The sequence below is a fragment of the Loktanella sp. DSM 29012 genome (assembly GCF_900110705.1).
GTDB classification, from domain to species: Bacteria; Pseudomonadota; Alphaproteobacteria; order Rhodobacterales; family Rhodobacteraceae; genus Loktanella; species Loktanella gaetbuli.
Map to the genome: position 1 here is coordinate 388,521 of NZ_FOEJ01000004.1, position 22,234 is coordinate 410,754.

Annotated in this window: 19 protein-coding genes and 1 riboswitch; of the genes, 9 read left to right on the forward strand and 10 right to left on the reverse strand. The window is 61.8% G+C overall.

The genetic code is table 11. The features are described 5' to 3' along the window. The first annotated feature begins 14 nt into the window (after positions 1-14). Both BMX27_RS11595 and BMX27_RS11600 read left to right on the forward strand, forming a co-directional pair. Entirely contained in the window at positions 15-923 is a 909-nt protein-coding gene (locus BMX27_RS11595) for a lipid A-modifier LpxR family protein (protein ID WP_090159967.1), read from the forward strand. A gap of 117 nt (positions 924-1,040) precedes the next feature. Next, positions 1,041-2,102, forward strand: a complete 1,062-nt coding sequence (locus tag BMX27_RS11600) for a Hint domain-containing protein (protein ID WP_090159968.1) — start codon at positions 1,041-1,043, stop codon at positions 2,100-2,102. A gap of 3 nt (positions 2,103-2,105) precedes the next feature. Here BMX27_RS11600 and BMX27_RS11605 read toward each other — a convergent pair whose 3' ends face one another. Next, a complete protein-coding gene (locus BMX27_RS11605; protein WP_090159969.1) occupies positions 2,106-3,302 on the reverse strand; it encodes an ROK family transcriptional regulator in 1,197 nt (398 codons plus the stop codon). Between the two features lie 160 nt (positions 3,303-3,462). Between BMX27_RS11605 and BMX27_RS11610 the strand changes: the two genes are divergently transcribed. The 3 genes from BMX27_RS11610 (at position 3,463) to BMX27_RS11620 (ending at position 6,410) form a co-directional block, all read left to right on the forward strand. Continuing rightward, the gene (locus tag BMX27_RS11610) at positions 3,463-4,485 is read left to right on the forward strand and encodes a sugar ABC transporter substrate-binding protein (RefSeq protein WP_090159970.1); all 1,023 of its coding nucleotides are present in this window, start codon (positions 3,463-3,465) and stop codon (positions 4,483-4,485) included. A 69-nt stretch (positions 4,486-4,554) separates the two neighbouring features. Next, positions 4,555-5,622: an ABC transporter permease gene (locus BMX27_RS11615; protein ID WP_090159971.1), complete on the forward strand. Its 1,068-nt coding sequence runs from the start codon at positions 4,555-4,557 to the stop codon at positions 5,620-5,622. Beyond that, the gene (locus BMX27_RS11620) at positions 5,619-6,410 is read left to right on the forward strand and encodes an ATP-binding cassette domain-containing protein (RefSeq protein WP_056037545.1); all 792 of its coding nucleotides are present in this window, start codon (positions 5,619-5,621) and stop codon (positions 6,408-6,410) included. The genes BMX27_RS11615 and BMX27_RS11620 overlap by 4 nt, the downstream gene beginning before the upstream one ends. Positions 6,411-6,471: 61 nt before the next feature. Here BMX27_RS11620 and gcvP read toward each other — a convergent pair whose 3' ends face one another. From gcvP to BMX27_RS11655, 7 genes are all read right to left on the reverse strand, one after another. Further along, positions 6,472-9,312 carry an aminomethyl-transferring glycine dehydrogenase gene (gene gcvP, locus BMX27_RS11625; RefSeq protein ID WP_090159972.1) on the reverse strand — a complete coding sequence of 947 codons (2,841 nt, stop codon included), beginning with the start codon at positions 9,310-9,312 and terminating at the stop codon, positions 6,472-6,474. A gap of 9 nt (positions 9,313-9,321) precedes the next feature. After that, on the reverse strand, positions 9,322-9,681 hold the full coding sequence (gene gcvH, locus BMX27_RS11630; protein ID WP_090160029.1) for a glycine cleavage system protein GcvH: 360 nt from the start codon (positions 9,679-9,681) through the stop codon (positions 9,322-9,324). An 18-nt stretch (positions 9,682-9,699) separates the two neighbouring features. After that, entirely contained in the window at positions 9,700-10,821 is a 1,122-nt protein-coding gene (gene gcvT, locus BMX27_RS11635) for a glycine cleavage system aminomethyltransferase GcvT (protein ID WP_090159973.1), read from the reverse strand. A 128-nt stretch (positions 10,822-10,949) separates the two neighbouring features. Then, positions 10,950-11,036: riboswitch (glycine riboswitch) on the reverse strand. Between the two features lie 15 nt (positions 11,037-11,051). Then, positions 11,052-12,443, reverse strand: coding sequence for an aspartate aminotransferase family protein (locus BMX27_RS11640; RefSeq protein ID WP_090159974.1), 1,392 nt, complete (start codon positions 12,441-12,443; stop codon positions 11,052-11,054). Between the two features lie 68 nt (positions 12,444-12,511). Continuing rightward, entirely contained in the window at positions 12,512-12,622 is a 111-nt protein-coding gene (locus BMX27_RS11645) for a DUF2474 family protein (protein ID WP_090159975.1), read from the reverse strand. Beyond that, complete coding sequence (cydB, locus tag BMX27_RS11650) at positions 12,622-13,635, reverse strand: cytochrome d ubiquinol oxidase subunit II (protein WP_090159976.1); 1,014 nt, start codon at positions 13,633-13,635, stop codon at positions 12,622-12,624. Before cydB ends, BMX27_RS11645 begins: the two co-directional genes overlap by 1 nt. A gap of 3 nt (positions 13,636-13,638) precedes the next feature. Then, entirely contained in the window at positions 13,639-15,051 is a 1,413-nt protein-coding gene (locus BMX27_RS11655; RefSeq protein WP_090159977.1) for a cytochrome ubiquinol oxidase subunit I, read from the reverse strand. Between the two features lie 219 nt (positions 15,052-15,270). Here BMX27_RS11655 and BMX27_RS11660 point away from each other — a divergent pair, with 219 nt between their 5' ends. The 3 genes from BMX27_RS11660 (at position 15,271) to BMX27_RS11670 (ending at position 18,465) form a co-directional block, all read left to right on the forward strand. Continuing rightward, positions 15,271-16,317, forward strand: coding sequence for a TRAP transporter substrate-binding protein (locus BMX27_RS11660; protein ID WP_090159978.1), 1,047 nt, complete (start codon positions 15,271-15,273; stop codon positions 16,315-16,317). 70 nt (positions 16,318-16,387) lie between these two features. Next, complete coding sequence (locus tag BMX27_RS11665; RefSeq protein WP_256212484.1) at positions 16,388-16,972, forward strand: TRAP transporter small permease; 585 nt, start codon at positions 16,388-16,390, stop codon at positions 16,970-16,972. Further along, the gene (locus tag BMX27_RS11670; protein WP_090159980.1) at positions 16,969-18,465 is read left to right on the forward strand and encodes a TRAP transporter large permease; all 1,497 of its coding nucleotides are present in this window, start codon (positions 16,969-16,971) and stop codon (positions 18,463-18,465) included. The genes BMX27_RS11665 and BMX27_RS11670 overlap by 4 nt, the downstream gene beginning before the upstream one ends. Here BMX27_RS11670 and BMX27_RS11675 read toward each other — a convergent pair. Continuing rightward, a complete protein-coding gene (locus tag BMX27_RS11675; RefSeq protein ID WP_090159981.1) occupies positions 18,462-19,361 on the reverse strand; it encodes a hydrogen peroxide-inducible genes activator in 900 nt (299 codons plus the stop codon). The genes BMX27_RS11670 and BMX27_RS11675 overlap by 4 nt on opposite strands. 96 nt (positions 19,362-19,457) lie before the next feature. Between BMX27_RS11675 and katG the strand changes: the two genes are divergently transcribed. After that, positions 19,458-21,674, forward strand: coding sequence for a catalase/peroxidase HPI (katG, locus tag BMX27_RS11680; protein WP_090159982.1), 2,217 nt, complete (start codon positions 19,458-19,460; stop codon positions 21,672-21,674). A 64-nt stretch (positions 21,675-21,738) separates the two neighbouring features. Here the strand turns inward: katG and BMX27_RS11685 are convergent, their stop codons facing one another. Beyond that, entirely contained in the window at positions 21,739-22,224 is a 486-nt protein-coding gene (locus tag BMX27_RS11685) for an ureidoglycolate lyase (RefSeq protein ID WP_090159983.1), read from the reverse strand. Positions 22,225-22,234: the final 10 nt, after the last annotated feature.

Sequence of the window (22,234 nt, forward strand, 5' to 3'; positions counted from 1 at the left end):
GCAGAAGCGACACCATGAATTACACCCTGCACGCCTTGATCCTGTCCGCACTGACTTGTGCGACGCCAGCCTTGTCACAGGACCTTTTGCAGGACCGGCAGGGTATTGGAAACGGGCGGTTGTTCTCGAACGACGCGATCGGCGACGGCAGTGACCGCTGGCGCACAGGGTCCTATGTCTACAGCCATCTGCGTGCGCCGCGGCCGCATGATGGGGCGCTGCAACCCTTTGGTGATGTGCTGGAATACCGGTTGCGGGCTGAAATCATCGCGCCTGACAGCGGCACGCGCGGCAGGCCCTACGTCGGTCTGCTGTCCGCCGGGGCGCATACGCATTTCGACCTGTCAGGCACCGATGCCAGTGTGGGGGCCGATGTGGTCCTTGTCGGGCCGCAGACAGGCATGGACGATTTTCAGGAATTCTATCACGACACCTTTGGGCTTCAGGTGCCGCTGAACGATCCGCAACTCGACGATGATGTCTTTCTGGACGTCACTGGCGAATTGCGGCGGACCTACCAATTGGGCGATCAGGCGACGATCCGGCCTTTCGTCGAGGCAAAACTGGGGACCGAGGATATTGCCCGCATCGGTGCCGATCTGATTGTCGGGCGCGTGGGTCAGGACGATCTGCTGGTGCGGGACGTCGTTACGGGACAGCTGTATCCCGGGGCCATGGGAACGGGGTCCGGAGTTGGTTTTGTGCTGGGTGGTGACATCGCCAGCGTTGCCGGCAGCAATTTCCTGCCCGAGGACGAGGGGTACCACGCCAGTGACACGCGGTCCCGTGCCCGCGCGGGCGTCAACTGGCAGCCGCACCCGGGTCTGTCGCTGTTCTATGGGGCAACCTATCTGTCGCGCGAATTCGACGAACAGCCCGAGGGGCAGGTCGTGGGGTCTGTCAGGCTCAACTTTTCCTTCTGATACCGGATTGCCACAGTGCCGCACCGCCCACTTGATCGACAAGTGCGTGGCGGCTAACCTGACCTGTATCAGGACCGCGCGATCAACGATGCGGCCGATTGAGGCAAGGTAACAGGTATGAAAACGGGCTTTCGTGGCACGTTTGTCATTCCCTGGTCGCAAATGGAACTTGACGGGCTGCAATCGCCGCCGGTTGATCATGTGCGTGTTGGTGCGATCTGGTCGTGGACCGGTGTGCCGGTGCGTGTGGACGGCCCCAGTGCCGTTCTGCCGTTGGGACGATCAGAGGAACAGGCAGATTTGCGCAAGCGTGCGGCACCCACGGTGCGGCGCCTACTGGATGCAGCAGAGGTTGCGCCCGCGGCAGACATTCCGATCTTGCGCGATCCACTGTTCAAGACGTCGATGACGGTAACGGACGGCTACAAGGTGTGGGAAATCACGCTGATCCCGCGCGGGGCAGGGCGCAAGCCACTGGTCATGTTCCTGGACGATATTCCGCCGCGCCAGACCGAGCTGTGGATCGTGCGCCACGGCGTCGATGCGCGCCTGCGCGCCGAAGTGCAGAGCGTGCCGCGCGGGGTCATCTGCTTTACCCCCGGAACCATGATCCGCACACCCCATGGCCCGCGCGATGTCGCGTCATTGTCCGAAGGCGATGTGGTGCAGACCCAGGATAATGGACCTGCGGAAATCCTGTGGCTGGCGTCACGGCGGGTCAGCGGTGCGCGGATCAGGGCGGTCCCCGATCTCGCGCCCGTCAGGTTAAAGGCCGGGTCGCTGGACCGAGAGGTCCCGGACGAGGGGCTGCTGGTTTCCCCCGATCACCGGATGGTACTGCGTGGCCCGCAGGCCCGCGCGCTGTTCAACAGTGACGAGGTGCTCGTCGCGGCGCGGGACCTGATCAACGATCGGACGATCATGCGCGAACACGGGCATCGTGCGGTGACATATATCCATATGCTGCTGCCCCGTCATGAAATCGTCTTTGCCAATGGTGTCGCAACCGAGAGCTTTCATCCTGATAACACTCCGATGGGGGCGATGGATGATGGCGACAGGGACCGGCTGTTCGACCGCCTGCCGGACCTCGCGGTCGATACCGCGCTTTACGGCGATGCGGCCCGGCGATTGCTGACCCAAAGCGAGGCGGCCATCCTCAAGGCAGACACGGCCTGACCGTCAGGCCACATCGCCCGCATGCAACGCCAGAAAGTGTTTGGCATGGATCGGTATCGCGGCGGCCCCCATTTCGCGGGCTTGCGGTCCGATCGCACCTGCAACGACCTGCGGGACGTGCAGGCCCCGCGTGTCGAGCGTTTCCAGTTCCTGCCGCGCTCGCGCCACCAGTCCGTCGCGCACGCGACCGGGCATGGACCCGTCGATCACGATGGCTTCGAAATCGATGACGGAGCACACGCTCAGCGCGGCGAATGCCAGCTGCGTGCCGGTCTGTGCGATCCAGTCCTCGATGATGGGTCCGAACTGTGACCAGTCCGACTGGTCTTGCCAGATGGCCGAAGGGTCGCTGCCCGTGGCGCGAATCCGATCCTCCAGCAAATAGAGTGAGGCTGTATCGATCAGCTGCCGGGTCTCGCCGGTCGCGGTCCTGACGGGCAGCGATCCGAACGCACCGGCGTTGACGAAGGGGCCTTCGAAAACCGCATCGTTCAGCACCACGCCACCGCCGATAAAGGTGCCGACAAAGAAATAGGCGTAATGCGACCAAGCGCGGCCAGCACCATACAGATGTTCCGCCTGACTGGCTGCGGTCGCGTCGTTTTCGACAAAGACATCGAGGTCGCAGATCTGACCCAGACTGTCGGCGAAATCGAAATCGCGCCAGAGATCCAGATCACGTTGCGGGGCACCGATCGTGTCATGCCAGGCCCATATTTCATAGGGTTTCGCAATACCGATCCCTGCAATGCGGTCCCAGTCGCGCGATCCCAGTTGTGTCCGGATCTGCGTCAGCGCTTCGTCCAGGAATTTCATGATCGGCCCCGGTATGGGGTAGTCATAGCGCACGCTGCGGTTCAACAGAACTTCGCCCAGAATGTTGGTCAGCACGACAGTCGCGCTGCGGCGTCCGATCTTTACCCCGATCGAATAGGCACCGTTCTTGGACAATTCCATCGGGATCGACGGTTTGCCAACCCGGCCGCGCATCGGTTTCCCGCGCGTCAGCATGCCGTCTTGTTCCAGTTCGCGCAGGATTACAGAAACCGTCTGTGGTGACAGGGCGGTGACGCGCGATATTTCACTGCCTGGCATGGGCCCCTGTCGTGACAGCTTGGTGAGGATCAGTCGCTCATTGTGATCGCGCAAAGCGCTTTGGTTTCGTCCGGTCGTCTGAGCGCGTGAATCTTCATGAGTCATAATAATTCCCCCACCTGAAGGTATTGAGCAGTAAAATTAGTAAATCAAGTTGATTTATCCGTGTTGACGAATCGTCAACCATGCTCTTGAGTGGTGACAGTGGTGCGGATCATCCGGTCCGCATCAATGGCAAGGTAGCCTCATTCCTTGGGAGGGGAAGATGAAAAAACTGCTTACTGGAACTGCGCTTGCACTGCTGTCGACCACCAGCGTCGCCTATGCAGCAGCGCATGCTGAAACAACCGCATGCCTGATCACCAAGACGGACACGAACCCGTTCTTTGTGAAGATGCGCGAAGGTGCGACGGCCAAGGCCGAAGAACTGGGCATCAGCCTGATGACCTTTGCGGGCAAGGTCGACGGCGACAACGAAACGCAGGTCGCTGCTGTCGAAACCTGCATCGCCGACGGCGCATCCGGTATCCTGATCACGGCGTCCAACACTTCGGCCATCGTGCCCGTGCTGGAGCAGGCCAAAGAAGCCGGCATTCTGGTCATCGCACTGGACACGCCGCTGGACCCCGCCGATGCCGCACACGCGACATTCGCAACCGACAACTTCCTTGCAGGTGAACTGATCGGCCAGTGGGCTGCCGCCACGCTGGGCGACGAGGCTGCAAACGCCAAGATCGCGATGCTCGACCTCGACGTCAGCCAGCCGACCGTTGGTGTTCTGCGCGACCAGGGTTTCCTTCAGGGCTTTGGCATCGACATCATGGACCCCAACATGTGGGGCGATGAAACCGATCCGCGCATCGTCGGCAACGACGTGACGCAAGGCAACGAAGAAGGCGGTCGCCGCGCTATGGAAAACCTGCTGGCGCAGGATCCGGAGATCAACGTGGTCTACACCATCAACGAACCTGCCGCGGCTGGTGCATACGAGGCGCTGCGCGCCATCGGCCGTGAAAACGACGTGCTTATCGTGTCCGTCGACGGCGGTTGCCCCGGCGTGCAGAACGTCGCTGACGGCGTCATCGGCGCAACGGCCCAGCAGTATCCGCTGGACATGGCATCGCTGGGTATCGAGGCGATTGCCGCATTCGCAGCAGACGGCACCGTGCCGACACCGACCGAAGGCAAGGATTTCTTTGACACGGGCGTCAGCCTGGTCACTGGCGCGCCGGTTGACGGCGTCGACAGCATCGACGTTGCCGAAGGCACAGATCGTTGCTGGGGCTAAATCCCTAATCCGACATCCTGAAGCGGGCGGCCCTGTGCCGCCCGTTTTTCATCACGGGGAGAGCATGGAATGACCCAGACACAGGACTATGAGCAAAAAACCCGCGGCGGCAAGGCCGACACGCTGGCGCAATTCGAAGCGCCAAAGCGCAGTCCGCTGGGGCACCTTCAGCACATCTTGCACCAGACGCCGGCCATCGTGCCACTGGTGGTGCTGATCGTTGCAGTCATTGTTTTCGGCATCATCAATTCGAACTTCATGCGCGTCAGCACGCTGTCGACGATCTTCCAGCAGATCGGCATCGTTGGTGTGCTCGGCATCGCTCAAACGCTCGTCATCCTGACCGCAGGCATCGACCTGTCCGTTGGGGCGATGGCTGTGCTGATCACGGTTTTGATGGGACAGCTGACGTTCCGCTACGGCGTGCCCGGCGAGTTGTCGGTCATGATCGCGTTGATCGCCGGCACGGTCATGGGGTCGATCAACGGCTTCCTTGTGGCCAAGATGAAAATCCCGCCCTTTATCACCACGCTGGGGACATGGCAGATTTTCCTTGCGACCAACTACATTTTTTCGCGCAACGAAACGATCCGGTCGCGTGACATCGAGGAAACCGCCCCGATCATGCAGTTCTGGGGCAATACCTTCGAAATTTTTGACGCACGGGTGACCTTTGCCGTCGTTCTGCTGATCGTGCTGGTGGCTGTCATGGCCTATGTGCTGCGGTCGACGGCCTGGGGCCGCCACGTCTATGCCGTTGGTGACGACGCTGATGCCGCCGGTCTGGCGGGTGTGAAAACCGACATGATCCTCATTCAGGTCTATGCGCTGGCCGGATTGTTCTGCGCGATTGCGGCCTGGGTCATGGTGGGCCGGTTCGGGTCGATCACGCCTTCGGCCTCGACCGGTGTCCTGGGCAACATCCAGTCGATCACGGCCGTGGTGATCGGTGGCATCTCACTCTTTGGCGGACGCGGCAGCATCGTGGGCATGTTCCTGGGCGCGCTGATCGTCGGCGTGTTCGAAATGGGCCTGCGTATGGCGGGGGCTGACGCCCAATGGACCTACCTGCTGATCGGCGTGCTGATCATCGGTGCTGTCGCAATCGACCAATGGATCAGAAAGGTATCATCATGACCGATCCCATTCTCACTGGCCGCAATCTGGTCAAACGCTACGGGCGCGTCACGGCCCTGGATCACTGCGATTTCGAACTCTACCCGGGCGAAATCCTTGCCGTGATCGGTGACAACGGTGCGGGCAAGTCGACCTTGATCAAGGCGCTGTCCGGTGCCGTGGTCCCGGACGAGGGTGAGGTGCATCTGGACGGCAAGCGCGTGAATTTCGCGACGCCGCTGGATGCCCGCGAGGCTGGTATCGAAACGGTTTACCAGACGTTAGCAATGTCACCCGCATTGTCCATCACCGACAACCTGTTCATGGGGCGGGAACTGCGCAAGCCCGGCATCATGGGCAAGGTGTTCCGTCAGCTCGATAAACCCGCGATGGCGAAATTCGCCCGCGAAAAACTGTCCGAACTGGGCCTGATGACGATCCAGAACATCAATCAGGCGGTGGAAACACTGTCTGGTGGTCAACGTCAGGGTGTCGCTGTGGCGCGGGCCGCGGCCTTTGGCAGTCGCGTCATCATACTGGACGAACCGACGGCGGCATTGGGCGTCAAGGAAAGCCGCCGCGTGCTGGACCTGATCCAGGATGTGCGGTCGCGTGGCATTCCGATCATCCTGATCAGCCACAACATGCCCCATGTGTTCGAGGTCGCAGACCGTGTTCACGTTCACCGTCTTGGCAAGCGCCTGTGCGTCATTGATCCCAAAAACCATTCGATGTCGGACGCGGTGGCCTACATGACCGGTGCTGCCGAACCCGATGAGGCGTTGATCGGTGGCAAGGCGCACGCCTGATCCAAGCGATAGACGAACGTTAAAAAGGGCCGCTCGGATCGGGCGGCCCTTTTTGTTGATGTCACTCGGCCGCTTCGGCGTAGGCCTCGAGTGGCGGACAGGTGCACAACAAATTCCGGTCGCCATAGACATTGTCGACCCGGTTCACGGGTGGCCAGTATTTGTCGACGCGGAATGCGCCGGGTGGGAAGCACCCCTGTTCGCGGGTGTAGGGACGGTCCCAATCGCCCACCAGATCCTCGACCGTATGAGGCGCGTTTTTCAGCGGGTTGTTGACCGGGTCCATCTCGCCGCTGGCGACCATGTCGATTTCGGCACGGATCGCCAGCATCGCATCGCAGAACCGGTCCAGTTCTGCCTTGGTCTCGCTTTCCGTGGGTTCGATCATCAGCGTGCCTGTGACGGGCCAGCTCATCGTGGGGGCGTGGAACCCGCAGTCGACCAGACGTTTCGCGATATCGTCGACGGTGATCCCGTGTTCGGCAAAGGGCCGGGTGTCCAGAATGCACTCATGCGCCACGCGCCCGGATTTACCACGGTAGAGCACGTCAAACGCCCCCGACAGCCGTTCGGCCATATAGTTGGCGTTCAGGATCGCGACCCGCGTGGCCTGCGTCAGACCCGCGCCGCCCATCATCAGGCAATAGGCCCAGGAAATCGGCAGCAGCGACGGCGACCCATAGGCGGCAGCGGCCACAGCGCCTTCGCCCGTATTGGGGTCGCCGGGCAGGTGGTCGATCAGGTGCTCCTTGACGCCGATGGGGCCCATGCCGGGGCCTCCGCCGCCGTGGGGAATGCAAAACGTCTTGTGCAGGTTCAGGTGACTGACATCGCCCCCCAGATCGCCGGGGCGGGACAAGCCGACCATGGCGTTCATGTTGGCACCGTCGATATAAACCTGACCGCCATGCGCATGGGTGATGTCGCAGACCTCTTTCACCGTTTCCTCGAACACGCCGTGGGTGCTGGGATAGGTGATCATGCAGCCCGCAAGGTTTTCGGCGTGCAATTCGGCCTTGGCCCGGAAATCATCCAGATCAATGTCGCCGTTGTCCGCCGATTTGACGACGACGACCTTCCAGCCGACCATCTGAGCGCTGGCGGGGTTGGTGCCATGCGCGGACACGGGAATCAGGCAGACGTTGCGATGACCCTCGCCACGCGCCTTTTGCCAGCGCGCGATGGTCAACAGCCCCGCGTATTCGCCCTGTGCGCCGGAATTCGGCTGCATCGAAATGGCGGCATACCCGGTAATGTCGCACAGCTTTGCGCTGAGGTCCTCGATCATATGGGTATAACCCTGTGCCTGATCCTTGGGACAATAGGGATGCAGCAACGCGAATTCGGGCCAGGAAATCGGCATCATCTCGGCTGCGGCGTTCAGTTTCATCGTGCAGGACCCCAGCGGGATCATGGCACGGTCCAGCGCCAGATCACGGTCGGCCAGACGGCGCATGTAGCGCATCATTTCCGTTTCCGCCCGGTTCATGTGGAACACGGGGTGCGTCAGATAGGAGGTCTGGCGGATCATCGCATCTGGCATGCGGTAATCCGCCGTCAGATCGGTGTCGCGATCCTGAATGCCAAAGGCACGCCAGACCTGCCGGATCGTGGCCGGACGGCAGCGTTCATCCATTGCAATGCCGACCTTGGTCTTGCCCACGCGGCGCAGGTTGATGCCCTCGTTGACGGCCGCTTGCATCACCCCGCGCTGCAGGGCACCGACCTCGACCGTGATGGTGTCGAAAAACGCGTCCGGCTCGACCTTGAAGCCAGCGTCCTCGAGCCCGCGGGCAAGGCGCACCGTCTTGCGGTGAATGCGCTGCGCGATGGCTTTCAGTCCCTCGGGCCCGTGAAACACGGCGTAGAAGCCCGCCATCACCGCCAGCAGCGCCTGTGCCGTGCAGACATTCGAAGTCGCCTTTTCCCGGCGGATGTGCTGTTCGCGCGTTTGCAGCGACAAACGGTAGGCGCGGTTGCCATGGGCATCGACACTGACGCCGACAATCCGCCCCGGCATGCTGCGTGCATAGGCCTGTTTTGTGGCCATGTAGGCCGCATGCGGACCGCCGTAACCGACTGGCACGCCAAAGCGCTGGGTCGATCCGACAGCGATATCTGCCCCCATCGCGCCGGGCTCTTTCAGCAGGCACAGCGCCAGCGGGTCGGCCGTCACGATGCCAACCGCGTTTTCCGCGTGCAAGGCTGCCATTTGCGCTGTGAAATCCCGCACGTGACCGTGGGTTCCGGGATACTGGAAAATCGCACCGAAGACCGCCGTTGCATCCAGCGCATCGGGGTCACCGACGATCACATCGATCCCCAGCGGTTCGGCCCGCGTGCGGATCACGTTGATGTTCTGCGGGTGACAGTTTTCATCGACGAAAAACGCAGATGCCTTGGACTTGGCGACACGCTGCGCCATCGTCATCGCCTCGGCGCAGGCCGTGGCCTCGTCCAGCAGGGATGCGTTGGCGATTTCCAGACCCGTCAGGTCGCTGATCATGGTCTGATAATTCAGCAGCGCCTCCAGCCGGCCCTGAGAGATTTCAGGCTGGTAGGGCGTATAGGCCGTGTACCAGGCCGGGTTTTCCAGAATATTGCGCTGGATCGCCGGCGGCGTGACCGTGCCGTAGTAGCCTTGACCGATCAGGGACGTCAGCACGGTATTCTGTTTCGCGACCTGCTGCATGTGCCACAGCAGTTCGCTTTCCGATTTGGGTTTGCCGAATTCCAGCGGTTCGGCCTGCCGGATTCCCGCAGGCAGGGTTTCGTCGATCAGCGCATCCAGCGAGGGCGCGCCGACGGTCTGCAACATGGCTTCCATCTCTTCGGGTGAGGGGCCGATGTGACGGCGGTTCGCAAAGTCATAGGGCAGGTAGTCCGTCGGCGTGTAGGTCATGAATTCATCCTATCCGATCAGTTTCTTGTAGGCGGCCTCGTCGAGGTATTCGTCCAGCTGGGACATGTCCTCGACCGACATCTTGAAAAACCAGCCGTCGCCGATGGGATCATCGTTCACCAGGCCGGGGTTATCGTTCAGCGTGGTATTCACCTCGACGATTTCGCCCGATAGCGGGGCGAGGATGTCGGACGCGGCCTTGACCGATTCAATCACGACAGCCTCGTCGTCCTTGACGACCACGGCGCCTTCGTCCGGCAGTTCGACAAACACGATATCGCCCAGCTGCGTGGCGGCATGTTCGGTGATGCCGACCACGACAAGGTCATCCTCGACGCGCAGCCATTCGTGTTCTTCGGTGAATTTCAACATGGGGTCTGATCCTTTTCAGCGTTTGAAATTGGCGGGGGTAAACGGCATCGCGGCCACGGTGACGGGCAGGCGTTTGCCCCGCAGTTCCGCACATAGGGCCGTGCCGGGGGCGGCAAACCCCCGGTCGATCAGGGCCATGGCAACTGGCCGCTGAACCGTCGGCCCGAATCCGCCAGAGGTGATGCGCCCGATTGGTGTTTGCGCATCTGCATCGGCAAAGATCTCCACACCCTCGCGCATGGGCGCACGCCCGTCAGGCAGCAGACCGACCCGTGCCGTGGGCGGGGCGTCTGCCAGTTCGGCACCGATGATATCCGCGCCGGGATAGCCGCCTGCGCGCGCACCACCGGGGCGGCGGACCTTTTGGATCGCCCAGGTCAGGCCAGCGGCAACGGGCGTCGTGGTGTCGTCGATATCGTGGCCATACAGGCAAAGTCCGGCCTCCAGCCGCAGGCTGTCGCGGGCCCCCAGCCCGATGGGTGCCACATCGGGCAGGTCCAGCAACGCAACTGCAAGCGGTTCGGCCTGCGCGGCGGGCACCGAAATTTCATAGCCGTCCTCGCCGGTATAACCGGACCGTGACACCCAGCAGGTCACCCCGGCCAGTGCCATGTCGATCACGTCCATGAACCGCATGGAGCGGGCGGCGGGGTTCAGCGTGGCCAGGGCATTCTCTGCCAGCGGTCCTTGCAGCGCCAGCAGGGCGCGGTCCGTCACCTCTGTCAGTTTCACGCCGTCCGGCAGATGCGCACGGATATGGGCGATGTCGGCGGCCTTGCAGGCGGCGTTGACGACCATGAACACGCTGTCCCCACGCCGTGCCAGCATCAGGTCGTCGCGGATACCGCCTGCGTCGTTGGTCAGAAATCCATACCGCTGACGCCCATCCGCAAGGCCTGCAATATCAACGGGAATCAGCGACTCCAGCGCCTGTGCGACCGCCGCGTACGATGGTCCCGCGACCACGCATTGGCCCATATGGCTGACGTCGAACAATCCCGCCTTGGTTCGTGTGTGCAGGTGTTCGGGCAGAACGCCCGTGTATTGCACGGGCAGGTCGTACCCGGCAAAGCCGACGATCTTGCCCCCGAGGGCAACATGCAGATCAAAGAGCGGTGTCTTGCGGTTTTCGTCCAAAGCGGTCCTTTCGCCGTGGCGCGCACGGGCATCCTGGGCCGCGTACGCGACCTGATGCCCCCTCTGTCCGTTTGCCTGAGATCGCTATCCCGTCGGCGGGCACGAAAGGTGCCACTCTCCAGAGTGTTAAGACCCCTGTGGTCCTGTGGCCTGAGCGTTTCCGGGGCGGTTGCGCCTTCGGCACCGGGTGTTACCGGTTCTCCCACACGAGTCGTATGAAGGTTAGCCAGTTAGGCGGCTACCATCAAGCCATCGGCCTTGAGTTTCGCATGTGTCTCGTCCAGCGACTGCACGGCGCGGTCGATGAACTGGTCGATTTCCGCCTTGGTGATGACCAGTGGCGGTGAAATCACCATGCGGTCGCCCACGTGACGCATGACCAGGTTGTTGGCGAAACAGCGTTCGCGGCAGATGTACCCTGCCGTGCCCTCGTCGGATTTGAATTTCGCGCGTGCCGCCTTGTCAGGTGTCATGCGGATTGATCCCATCAGACCCACGATGCTGGCGTCACCGACCAGCGGGTGGTCGATCAGGCCTTCCCACTTTTCGCGCAGGTAGGGCGCTGCGACATTCGCCACGTGATCGACGATCTTTTCATCCTCGAGGATGCGGATGTTTTCCAGCGCAAGTGCGGCCGACAGCGGATGTGCCGCATAGGTGTAGCCGTGGTTGAATTCGCCCGCCTCGTTGATCGTGTTCGCCACGTCGTCCGACAGCAGCGATGCGCCAATGGGCGCGTAACCCGATGACATCCCCTTTGCGATGGTCATGATGTCGGGACGCAGATCCAGCGTCTGGCTGCCGAACCATTTGCCGGTGCGGCCAAAGCCTGTGATGACCTCATCCGCGATCAGCAGAACGTCGTAATGCGCGCAGATGCGCTGGATTTCAGGCCAGTAAGTTGCGGGCGGCACGATGACACCGCCAGATCCCTGGATCGGCTCCGCGATGAACGCCGCCACGTTGTCCTGACCCAACTCAAGTATCTTTTCCTCTAGCTGCTTGGCCCGTGCGAGCCCGAAATCTGCCGGATCGCTGTCGCCGCCCTGCATCCACCAGTCGGGCTGTTCGATATGTGCGACGTCGGGGATCGGCATGCCGCCCTGTGCGTGCATGAATTTCATGCCGCCCAGACTGCCTGATCCCATCGTGGACCCGTGATATCCATTCCAACGGCCAATCACGATACGCTTCGTCGGCTTGCCCTTGGCGGCCCAATAATGCCGCACAAGGCGCAGGTTGGTGTCATTCGCCTCTGACCCGGAATTGGCGAAATGCACATGGTTCAGGTCGCCGGGGGCAATCTGTGCCAGCTTGGCTGCCAATGTGACGGCCGGAACGTGCGTGGTTTGAAAGAACGTGTTGTAAAACGACAGTTGTTCGATCTGCCGCTTGGCGGCCTCGGCCATTTCGGGACGACCATAGCCGATGTTGACGCACCACAGCCCCGCCATCGCGTCCAGAATGCGATTGCCGTCGCTGTCGGTCAGCCACACGCCCTTGGCCGCCGTGATGACGCGCGCGCCTTTCTTGTTCAGCGCACTGCCATCGGTGAAAGGATGCATGTGATGAGCCGCATCCAGCGCCTGAAGCTCTTCGGTAGGCAGGTGATTCTCGAACATCGGGCGTCCTTTCACGGTCAAAGTCTGGCGTCACGATTGCGCCCGGCGCATGGTATTGGCAAGCGGATTTACACGATCGCCAGTCGGATCGCATAGGCGACGACGGTCAGGGCCGCCACCGAGGCGACCCAGATCGCGACAAACCATGCGACACGTTTCCAGGCCGGGCTCTTTGCCATCAGTGATAGCCTTCTTCGGGGTCGATCTTGCCGCGAAACACCCAATAGGCATAAGCCGTGTAGCCCAGGATGATCGGCACGAGGATGACCGTGCCCACCAGCGCGAACAGTAGACTGCTGTCAGGGGCGGCGGCCTCTCTGATCGTCAGGGCAGGGGGGATGATGTTTGGATAAAAGCTGATCCCGATCCCGATGAACGCCAGGACGAAAATGGCTTCGGCGGCAAAGAAGGGCGTCTTGTCCCGCCCGGTCGCCAAACCGTGAAACAGCAGGTAAATCGCGACGACCAAGGCGATGGGCACCGGCGAGGTATAAAGCGTGCCTGGCCAGTTGAACCAGCGGCCAAAGTATTCGGGGTCCTGAAATGGTGTCCAGACGCTGATGCCCGCCACGAATACCAGTGTGATGATCGCAAGCGGTTTGGCCAGATCGCGCATGCGGTGACTGACGCCGCCGCTGGTTTTCATCACCAGCCAGGTCGCCCCCAACAGCGCATAGCCGCAGACCACGGCCACACCGGTGGCGATCGAAAATGGCGTCAGCCAGTCCCACCAGCCGCCGCCATAGGCACGGCCGTCGACCTCGATCCCCTGGACCAGCGCACCCAGGGCGATGCCCTGGCACAGGGCCGCGACAGCAGAGCCGCCGCAGAACGCAGAGTCCCATACCCTGCGCCAGCGCACGGTTTTCCACCGGTATTCAAAGGCGACACCCCGAAACACCAGCGCCAGCAACATGATGATGATGGGCATGTAAAGCGCAGGCATGACGATGGCATAGGCCAGCGGAAACACGGCAAACAGACCGCCACCACCCAGCACCAGCCAGGTTTCGTTTCCGTCCCAGACGGGGGCGACGGAATTCATCATAACGTCCCGATCGCGGTCCGTATGGGCAAAGGGAAACAGAATACCCAACCCCAGATCAAAACCGTCAAGGATGACATAGACCAGAACCGCAAAGGCGATGATCCCCGCCCAGATGAACGACAGTTCAAAGATAACGTCAGGCATTGGTCATTCTCCCGGTGCGAGGTTGCCGCGGTCCACCTGCTGGACCGGCGTGATCCCGGCGGTGCGGGTCGGGCCGTTGTCTTCGAGGTTTTTGGGCGCGCCCACGTCCTTGCCCATCAGGCGCATGATGTAGAATGTGCCGGCCCCGAATACGAAGAAGTAAACCACGATGAAGGCGATCAACGATGCCGCGACGGCGGGTGCCGCGATGGGCGACAGGCTCTCGGATGTGCGCATCACGCCGTAGACGGTAAAGGGCTGGCGCCCGACCTCGGTGGTGATCCAGCCGGCCAGCACGGCGATGAAACCTGCAGGCCCCATCAACACGGCTGTCCTGTGCAGCAGGGTCGAATCGTACAGCCGCTTGCGATAGCGCTGCACACCGCCCCAGATACCCACGGCCAGCATCGCGAACCCGATGCCCACCATCACCCGAAAGCTGAAGAACACGATCGGCACGGGCGGTTCATCCGCGTCCGGAATCGTATCCAGACCGTCCAAGGGCGCATTCAGATCGTGTTTCAGGATCAGCGACGACAGCTTGGGGATCTCGACGGCATAGTCGATCCGCTTTTCCGCGGGGTTGGGGATGCCGAACAGGATCAGCGGCGCACCATCGGGGTGGCTGTCATAATGGCCTTCCATCGCCATCACCTTGGCCGGTTGGTGTTCCAGCGTGTTGATGCCGTGGAAATCACCCGCCGCAATCTGAAGCGGCGTGACAAGCAGCGCCATCCACATCGCCATGGAAAACATCTTGCGTGCGGCGGCGTCCGTGCGGTCCTTGAGTAGGTGCCAGGCACCCACGCCCGCCACCACAAAGGCGGTCGTCAGATATGCGGCCAGCACCATGTGCAGCAGGCGGTAAGGAAACGACGGGTTGAACACGATTTCCAGCCAGTTTTCCGGCACGAACTGGCCCAGCTCGTTGATGCTGTAGCCAGCGGGCGTCTGCATCCAGCTGTTCACACTCAGAATCCATGTGGCCGACATCAGCGTGCCAAACGCCACCATCGCCGTGGCAAACATATGAAGCCCGTTGCCAACGCGTTCACGCCCGAACAGCATGATGCCCAGGAAACCGGCCTCGAGGAAGAATGCCGACAGCACCTCATAGGCCATCAACGGCCCGAGCACGGGGCCGGTCCGGTCCGAAAATACCGCCCAGTTCGTGCCGAACTGGTAGGACATGACGATCCCCGATACGACGCCCATGCCGAATGCGACGGCGAAAATCTTTTTCCAGTAGTCGAACAGCGCCCGGTAGGTCGGGTTTCCCGTCCTGAGCCAAAGCGCGTTCAGCACCGCGAGGAAACTGGCCAGACCGATCGAAAAGGCGGGAAAGATGATGTGGAACGATACCGTGAATGCGAATTGCACCCGTGCGAGGATTTCTGCACTGAAACCTGACAGCATGATCTGTCCTTTCTGTTGGGAGCCGCAAGGCGGTCGCGGCCCATCCATGTCTGACGGCGATCGGATCGTTCAATGTCAGCCATGGTTCAGGTATCGCTACACCCGCTTTTGTGCCGCTGGCAAGTTTAGCATTGCTTAAACTGGTCCGCGTCGGGATAGTTCCGGGCGATGACGCAGCGGACCCCGTGACCCTGCGTCGCACCAAAGGGAGGGAATGAAATGAAAACGACACGCAGGTCACTGATGACTGCCGCGAGTGCGCTGGCCTTTGCCGCGCTGACCGCAACATCCGCCGTGGCGCAGGAGGTCACGCTGAAAATGCACCAGATGCTGCCGCAGCAGGCTGCGATCCCGTCGCAGATGCTGGAGGTCTGGGCCAACAACGTCGAAGAACAGAGCAACGGCGCGATCAAGGTCGACCGCTATCCTGCCATGCAGCTGGGGGGTGTTCCGCCAGAGCTGGTGGATCAGGTGCAGGACGGTGTGGCTGACGTGATCTGGACCGTCGTGGGCTATACGCCGGGCCGGTTCCCCGCCACCGAGGTGTTCGAGCTGCCGTTCTTTGTCGATGACGCCCGCGCTGCGACCTATGCCTACTGGACCATGTACGAAGAAAGCATGCGGGAAACCGATTTCCCCAACATGAAGATGTTGGCGACATTCGTGCACGGACCGGGCCTGTTCCACACCAAGGACCCTGTCGAAACGCCCGCTGACCTCGAAGGCATGAAAATCCGCGGTGGTTCGCGTCTTGTGAACCAGATGCTGGAACTGGTCGGTGCCACACCTGTCGGCATGCCCGTCCCCGGCGTGTCAGAGGCCCTGTCCAAGGGTGTGATCGACGGCACCACCCTGCCGTGGGAGGTAACGACCGCTGTGCGCAGCTCGGAGCTGGTGTCAAATCACACGTCATTCGAGGGGGCGGGCCTGTATACCCTGACGTTCATCGTGGCGATGAACCAAGGTGTCTATGACGGGCTGTCAGACGAACTAAAGGCCGTGATCGACAGCAATTCCGGTCTGGATTTTTCCATGCTGGGTGCTGACGTCATGCTGGACTTTGACGCACGCGGCATGACCATCGCAGAGGATCTGGGCAACAACTTCATAGAAATCGATGCGGCCACGGTCGAGGCAGAATGGGTCCCTGCGGTGCAGCCGATCTATGAAAGCTGGGTCGCCGACATGAACGAACGCGGCTATGACGGTCAGGCCCTGATCGACCGCGCGCGGGCACTGATGGACGAATACAAGGCAGCGAACTAAGTCAGCGCGCTGACAATGCGACGGGCGGCCGCCACACAGCGGCCGCCACTTTTATCCGGGGGGGGCGGTTTTGTACGGATTTTTCTATCGACTTTCGCTGGTCATGGCGTGGATCGGCGGTCTGGTCCTGACAGGTATCGTCATCCTGATCTGCGTCTCCGTGCTGGGACGCACCTTGAACGGCATGTTGCACGGCGACGTCGCCCAGTCGGTGATGCCCGCCCTTGCCGACTGGCTGATTGCGGCAGGCGTCGGTCCCGTGAACGGAGATTTCGAGCTGACGGAGGCGCTGGTCGCCTTTGCGATCTTTGCGTTTTTGCCGCTGTGCCAGATCACGGGCGGCCATGCCTCTGTCGACATCTTTACGCAGCGCATGTCACCGGGCATCAACCGCGCCTTGCGGGTCGCGATCGACACCGTGTTCGCCGCCGTGATGGTGCTGCTTGCGGTTCAGCTATACGCCGGGCTGCTGAGCAAGCTGTCCAGCGGGCAAACCACGTTTCTATTGGAATTCCCGGTATGGTGGGGCTACGCGCTGAGCCTTATCGGTGCTGTCATCGCAGCGATCGTATCGGTCTGGATCGCGGCCACCCGTGTGGCAGAGGTCGCCACCGGGCGTGACATCTTGCCCGCCGACCTGGGAGCAGACCATTGAGCGATACACTGATCGGCATTCTGTCGTTCCCGGTCCTGCTGGGGCTGATTTTCCTGCGGGTTCCCATCGGTTTGGCGATGTTTCTGGCCGGTTTGGTCGGACTTGTGCTGGTCACCGGCGACACGACGATCCCCCTCGCACGGTTGAAATCCGAAACCTACACGACCTTTGCCAGCTATTCGCTGTCGATCATTCCGATGTTCTTGCTGATGGGTCACTTCGCGACCCTCGGCGGCATGTCACAGGCCTTGTTCAAGGCCGCTGAGGGCTGGCTGGGCCACCGCAAGGGCGGTGTCGCCATGGCCGCGGTCGGGGCCTGCGCGGGTTTTGGCGCGATCTGCGGATCGTCATTGGCGACGGCGGCCACCATGTCGCGCGTCGCGCTGCCGGAAATGCGCCGCTACGGCTATGCCGGTGGGTTTTCGACGGCCACGCTGGCAGCCGGTGGCACGTTGGGCATCCTGATCCCGCCGTCGGTCGTGCTGGTAATCTATGCCATCCTGACGGAACAGAATATCGCTAAACTGTTTCTCGCGGCCTTTATCCCCGGCATCATCGCGGCCTTGGGTTATGTCGCCGTCATTTCGATCTATGTCCGGCTGTATCCAGAGGCGGCGGGCACGCGGCCGCGGGTCAATTACGCCGACCGGATGCGCGCACTCGCGGCGGTCTGGCCCGTCCTTCTTGTCTTTGGCCTCGTCGTCGGGGGTATTTATGCAGGCTGGTTCACCCCGACCGAAGGTGCCGCAGTCGGTGCGATGGGCACCGGGATCATTGCATGGGTCAATGGTGGCCTGTCATGGGCGACATTGGGCGAATCCTTTACCGTAACGGCGAAATCCACGGCGATGATCTTTTTCATCGTGTTGGGGGCTGCGTTCTACAACGGGTTTCTGGCCCTGACACAGGTACCGCAGGAAATCGCGGGTTGGGTTGTGGGGCAGGGGTTTTCGCCATGGGTCGTGCTGGCGTTCATCCTCGTGTTCTACCTGCTGCTGGGCTGTCTGATGGACAGCCTGTCGATGATCCTGCTGACGATCCCGATCTTTTGGCCGGTCATGCAGGGGCTCGATTTCGGGTTCGTGTCCTTGATCGAGCTACAAGGCAGCAAGCTGGCGGAACTGATCGCCAGCGGGGCAGAGGTCGCACCGGCCCTGCTGGCCGAGGCGCAGGCCAGTCTCGCGCAGGGCATCGAGCTGACCCGCGACCAGCTGCGCGAACTGGGTATCCGGGGCGCGACCGAAGGCGCGCTGGACCGCATCAACACCGAACGCGTTGCGATCTGGTTCGGCATTCTGGTCCTGATCGTGGTCGAGGTCGGCCTGATCACACCGCCCGTGGGCATGAACCTGTTCATCATCAACGCGATGGACCGCGACACACCGATGAGCGAGACCTACCGCGCGGTGCTGTTTTTCGTCGGGTCCGACATCCTGCGGGTAATCGTGCTGGCGGCGTTCCCGATCATTACGCTGGTGCTGATTCCGTTCTAGGCGGGATCAATCCGGGCCGCGTCCCGCAAGGTCTGGCCAACCTGCGTCAGGGCGGCCCCCAGTGCGGATGATTGCCGCCAGACCATGCCGACGGTGCGGCGCGGCTGCGATCCGGGGAAACGGGCGATGGACACAGGCGCCGAGGCCGTTTCGACGGCAACGGCCATGTCGGGGATCAGCGTCACGCCGATCCCCGAACCCACCATCTGCACCAGCGTCGACAGGGTCGACCCGTCCAGCATTTCCTTGGGCTGGGTATCGGGCATCTGGCAAAAGGACAGCGCCTGATCGCGGAAACAATGGCCTTCTTCCAGCAACAACAGCCGCATTTCGCGCAGCGCCGCAGGCGACGGAATCGGGCTGTCCGCATCGGCGCGTGGCCGCACGAGCACGAACTCCTCCTCCAGCAGCGTCATTTCCGTCAGTGCGGGTTCCGAGATCGGCAGTGCCACGATCGCGGCATCCAGACGACCCGCGTCCAGATCGTCCAGCAGGGTTTGGGTGACGGATTCGCGCAACCGCAGATCCAGCCCCGGATGCGTCTGACCCAGTGCTGCGATGACACGCGGCAGCAGATAGGGGGCGATCGTTGGAATGATTCCCAACCGCAGCCGGGTCAGCGCCCCGCCTTGGGTCAATCGCGCCAGATCCGTCACCTCGTCCACCGCCCGCAGGATTTCGCGCGCGCGCGGCGCAAAGACCTCTCCAAAAGGGGTCAGTCGGACCTGCCGCGCAGACCGTTCGAACAGGAGGGTGCCCAGCGAATCTTCCAGTTCCTTGATCTGCATGGACAAGGCAGGTTGACTGATCGCCACCACGGCGGCGGCCCGTCCGAAATGACCTTGCGCGGCAAGTGCCTCGAAATATCGAAGCTGTTTCAGGGTAAGAGCTGACATCAGGAAAACCTATCGAAGCGATTAGAAAATACAACTTCATCTAATCGTTTTGTCAGTCTAGAACAATTCCAGATTCCGATAGCAGAGGAGCTGATCATGGACGGCAATCCCAAGGGCGATATCCGCAACTGTCCCGTTGCAGGGCACGCCCGCCCGCATGCGCGCAACAATTCCCGTGGCAACCGTGACTGGTGGCCAAACCAGCTGAACCTGAAAATCCTGTCGCAGAATACGCCGCAGGTCAGCCCGATGGAACCGGATTTCAACTATGCCGAGGCATTCGAGGCGCTGGACAAGGACGCCCTGTGGAAGGACCTCGAGGCACTGATGACCGACAGTCAGGACTGGTGGCCTGCCGATTATGGCCACTATGGTCCGTTCTTTATCCGCATGGCATGGCATAGCGCCGGCACCTACCGCACCGCCGACGGTCGCGGTGGTTCGACGTCCGGCAGCCAGCGTTTCGCTCCGCTGAACAGCTGGCCCGACAACGTGAACCTGGACAAGGCGCGCCGCCTGCTGTGGCCGATCAAGCAGAAATACGGTGACGCGATCAGCTGGGCCGACCTGATGATCCTGACCGGGAACGTCGCGCTGGAAACCATGGGTTTCAAGACCTTTGGCTTTGCCGGTGGCCGCGAGGACATCTGGGAACCCGAAGAGGACATCTACTGGGGACAAGAGGACGAATGGCTTGCCCCGTCCGACAACCCGCTGAGCCGTTATTCCGGCGAACGCGAGCTGGAAAACCCGCTGGCCGCCGTGCAGATGGGTCTGATCTACGTCAACCCCGAAGGCCCGGACGGAAACCCCGATCCGCAGGCCTCTGCCCACGACATCCGTGACACATTCGCCCGGATGGCGATGAATGACGAAGAAACCGTGGCACTGGTCGCAGGCGGTCACACCTTTGGCAAAACCCACGGCGCGGGTGATCCCACGCTGATCGGCGCAGAGCCAGAGGGTGCTGGCATCGCCTCGCAGGGCTTTGGCTGGGCAAGCGGTTTCAACTCGGGCAAGGGCGTCGACACCATTTCGTCCGGGCTCGAGGGCGCATGGACGGCGACACCGATCACCTGGGACAACAGCTATTTCGATACTTTGCTGAACCATGAGTGGGAACTGACGACATCCCCCGCGGGTGCGAAACAGTGGACCCCCAAGGATGGTGCATTGGCAGGGACCGTGCCGGATGCGCATGACCCGTCCAAGACACACGCGCCGATGATGGCGACCTCTGACCTCGCGCTCAAGGTTGATCCTATCTACCGCGAGATCTCGGAGCGGTTCCACAAGAACCCCGACCAGTTCGCAGACGCCTTTGCCCGCGCCTGGTTCAAATTGTGCCACCGCGACATGGGCCCCAAGGACACATACCTTGGCCCTTGGGTGCCGCAAGAGGACCTGCTGTGGCAGGACCCGATTCCGGCACGCGATCACGATCTGGTCGACGATGCGGATATCGCCGACCTCAAGGCCAAGCTGCTGGACAGCGGCCTGACGGTCTCGGAATTGGTCACGACTGCATGGGCCAGCGCATCCACGTTCCGCGGGTCCGACTGCCGGGGTGGTGCCAATGGTGCGCGCATCCGTCTGGCCCCGATGAACGGCTGGGACGTGAACGAGCCCGATACGCTGGGTGACCGGCTGGCCAAGCTGGAGGCGGTTCAAACCGCGTTCAACGACGCCCAGACCGGGAACAAGCGCGTGTCACTGGCCGATATCATCGTGCTGGGCGGTGTCGCCGCTGTGGAAAAGGCCGCCCACGAAGGTGGCCAGGACATCACGGTGCCCTTTACGCCGGGCCGGATGGACGCAAGCCAGGATCAGACGGATGTCGAATCCGTCGATGTTCTGGAACCGCAGGCGGATGGTTTCCGCAACTATCTGCAAAAGGACTTTACCGCGACGCCGGGCGAGCTGCTGGTCGACAAGGCTCAGTTGCTGACGTTGACAGCGCCAGAAATGACGGTGCTGGTCGGTGGTCTGCGCGTTCTGGGTGCGAACTACGGCAGCACCGATCATGGTGTGTTCACCGACCGTCCCGGCACGCTGAGCAATGACTTCTTTGTCAACTTGCTGAGCATGTCGAACGAATGGAAGGCCGTCGATGAATACGAAGGCACGTTCGAAGGCCGCGACCGTGCAACTGGTCAGGTGAAATGGACTGGCACGCAGGTTGATCTGCTGTTCGGCTCAAACAGCCAGTTGCGCGCATTGTCCGAAACCTATGCCTGCGACAACGCCCGTTTCGTCAAGGCATTCGTCCGGGCCTTTGCCAAGGTGATGGATCTGGATCGTTTCGACGTCTGATCGGCACCATATTGCGCACAGGATACGCCGCCGGAGCAATCCGGCGGCGTATCGCGTTTCGGGATCAGGCGATCACGTGCCAGGGTGCAGGGTATCGTACCTCTTGCAGGTTGGTGCCTGCGCCGATCCGGTCGATCACGGCGAACAGGCCCGGCGCGTGCAAGGGTGTCAGCACGCCGTGCCACGTGCCCTTGTGAAAATTGATTGCCTGTCCGGGTCCGACCAGAAATGCCAACGGGTCGCCCGGTCGGCCACCTGCGTCCGGGGCTACAATGACCAGCCAGGGGTTCTGGTGCATCGGAACAAAGGCCTGCGACCCCTTTGGGTGGCGTTCCACCAGATCAAAGGCATAGGGCAGGCTGCGCGGTACTGCGTCAAAAATACTGATACCTGCGCGACCATCCGCGAAATCCAGTGCCGCACGGTCGTGATAGCGGCCGCACAGGTCAGCGTTGATCAGCTTGTCCGGTGCACCGGTGGCATCGAGCACATCCCCGAACGGGGCAAAGGCTGCGGCGGTCAGTGGCTGGGCCAGAAGTGTCTGTGTCATGGCCCATGGG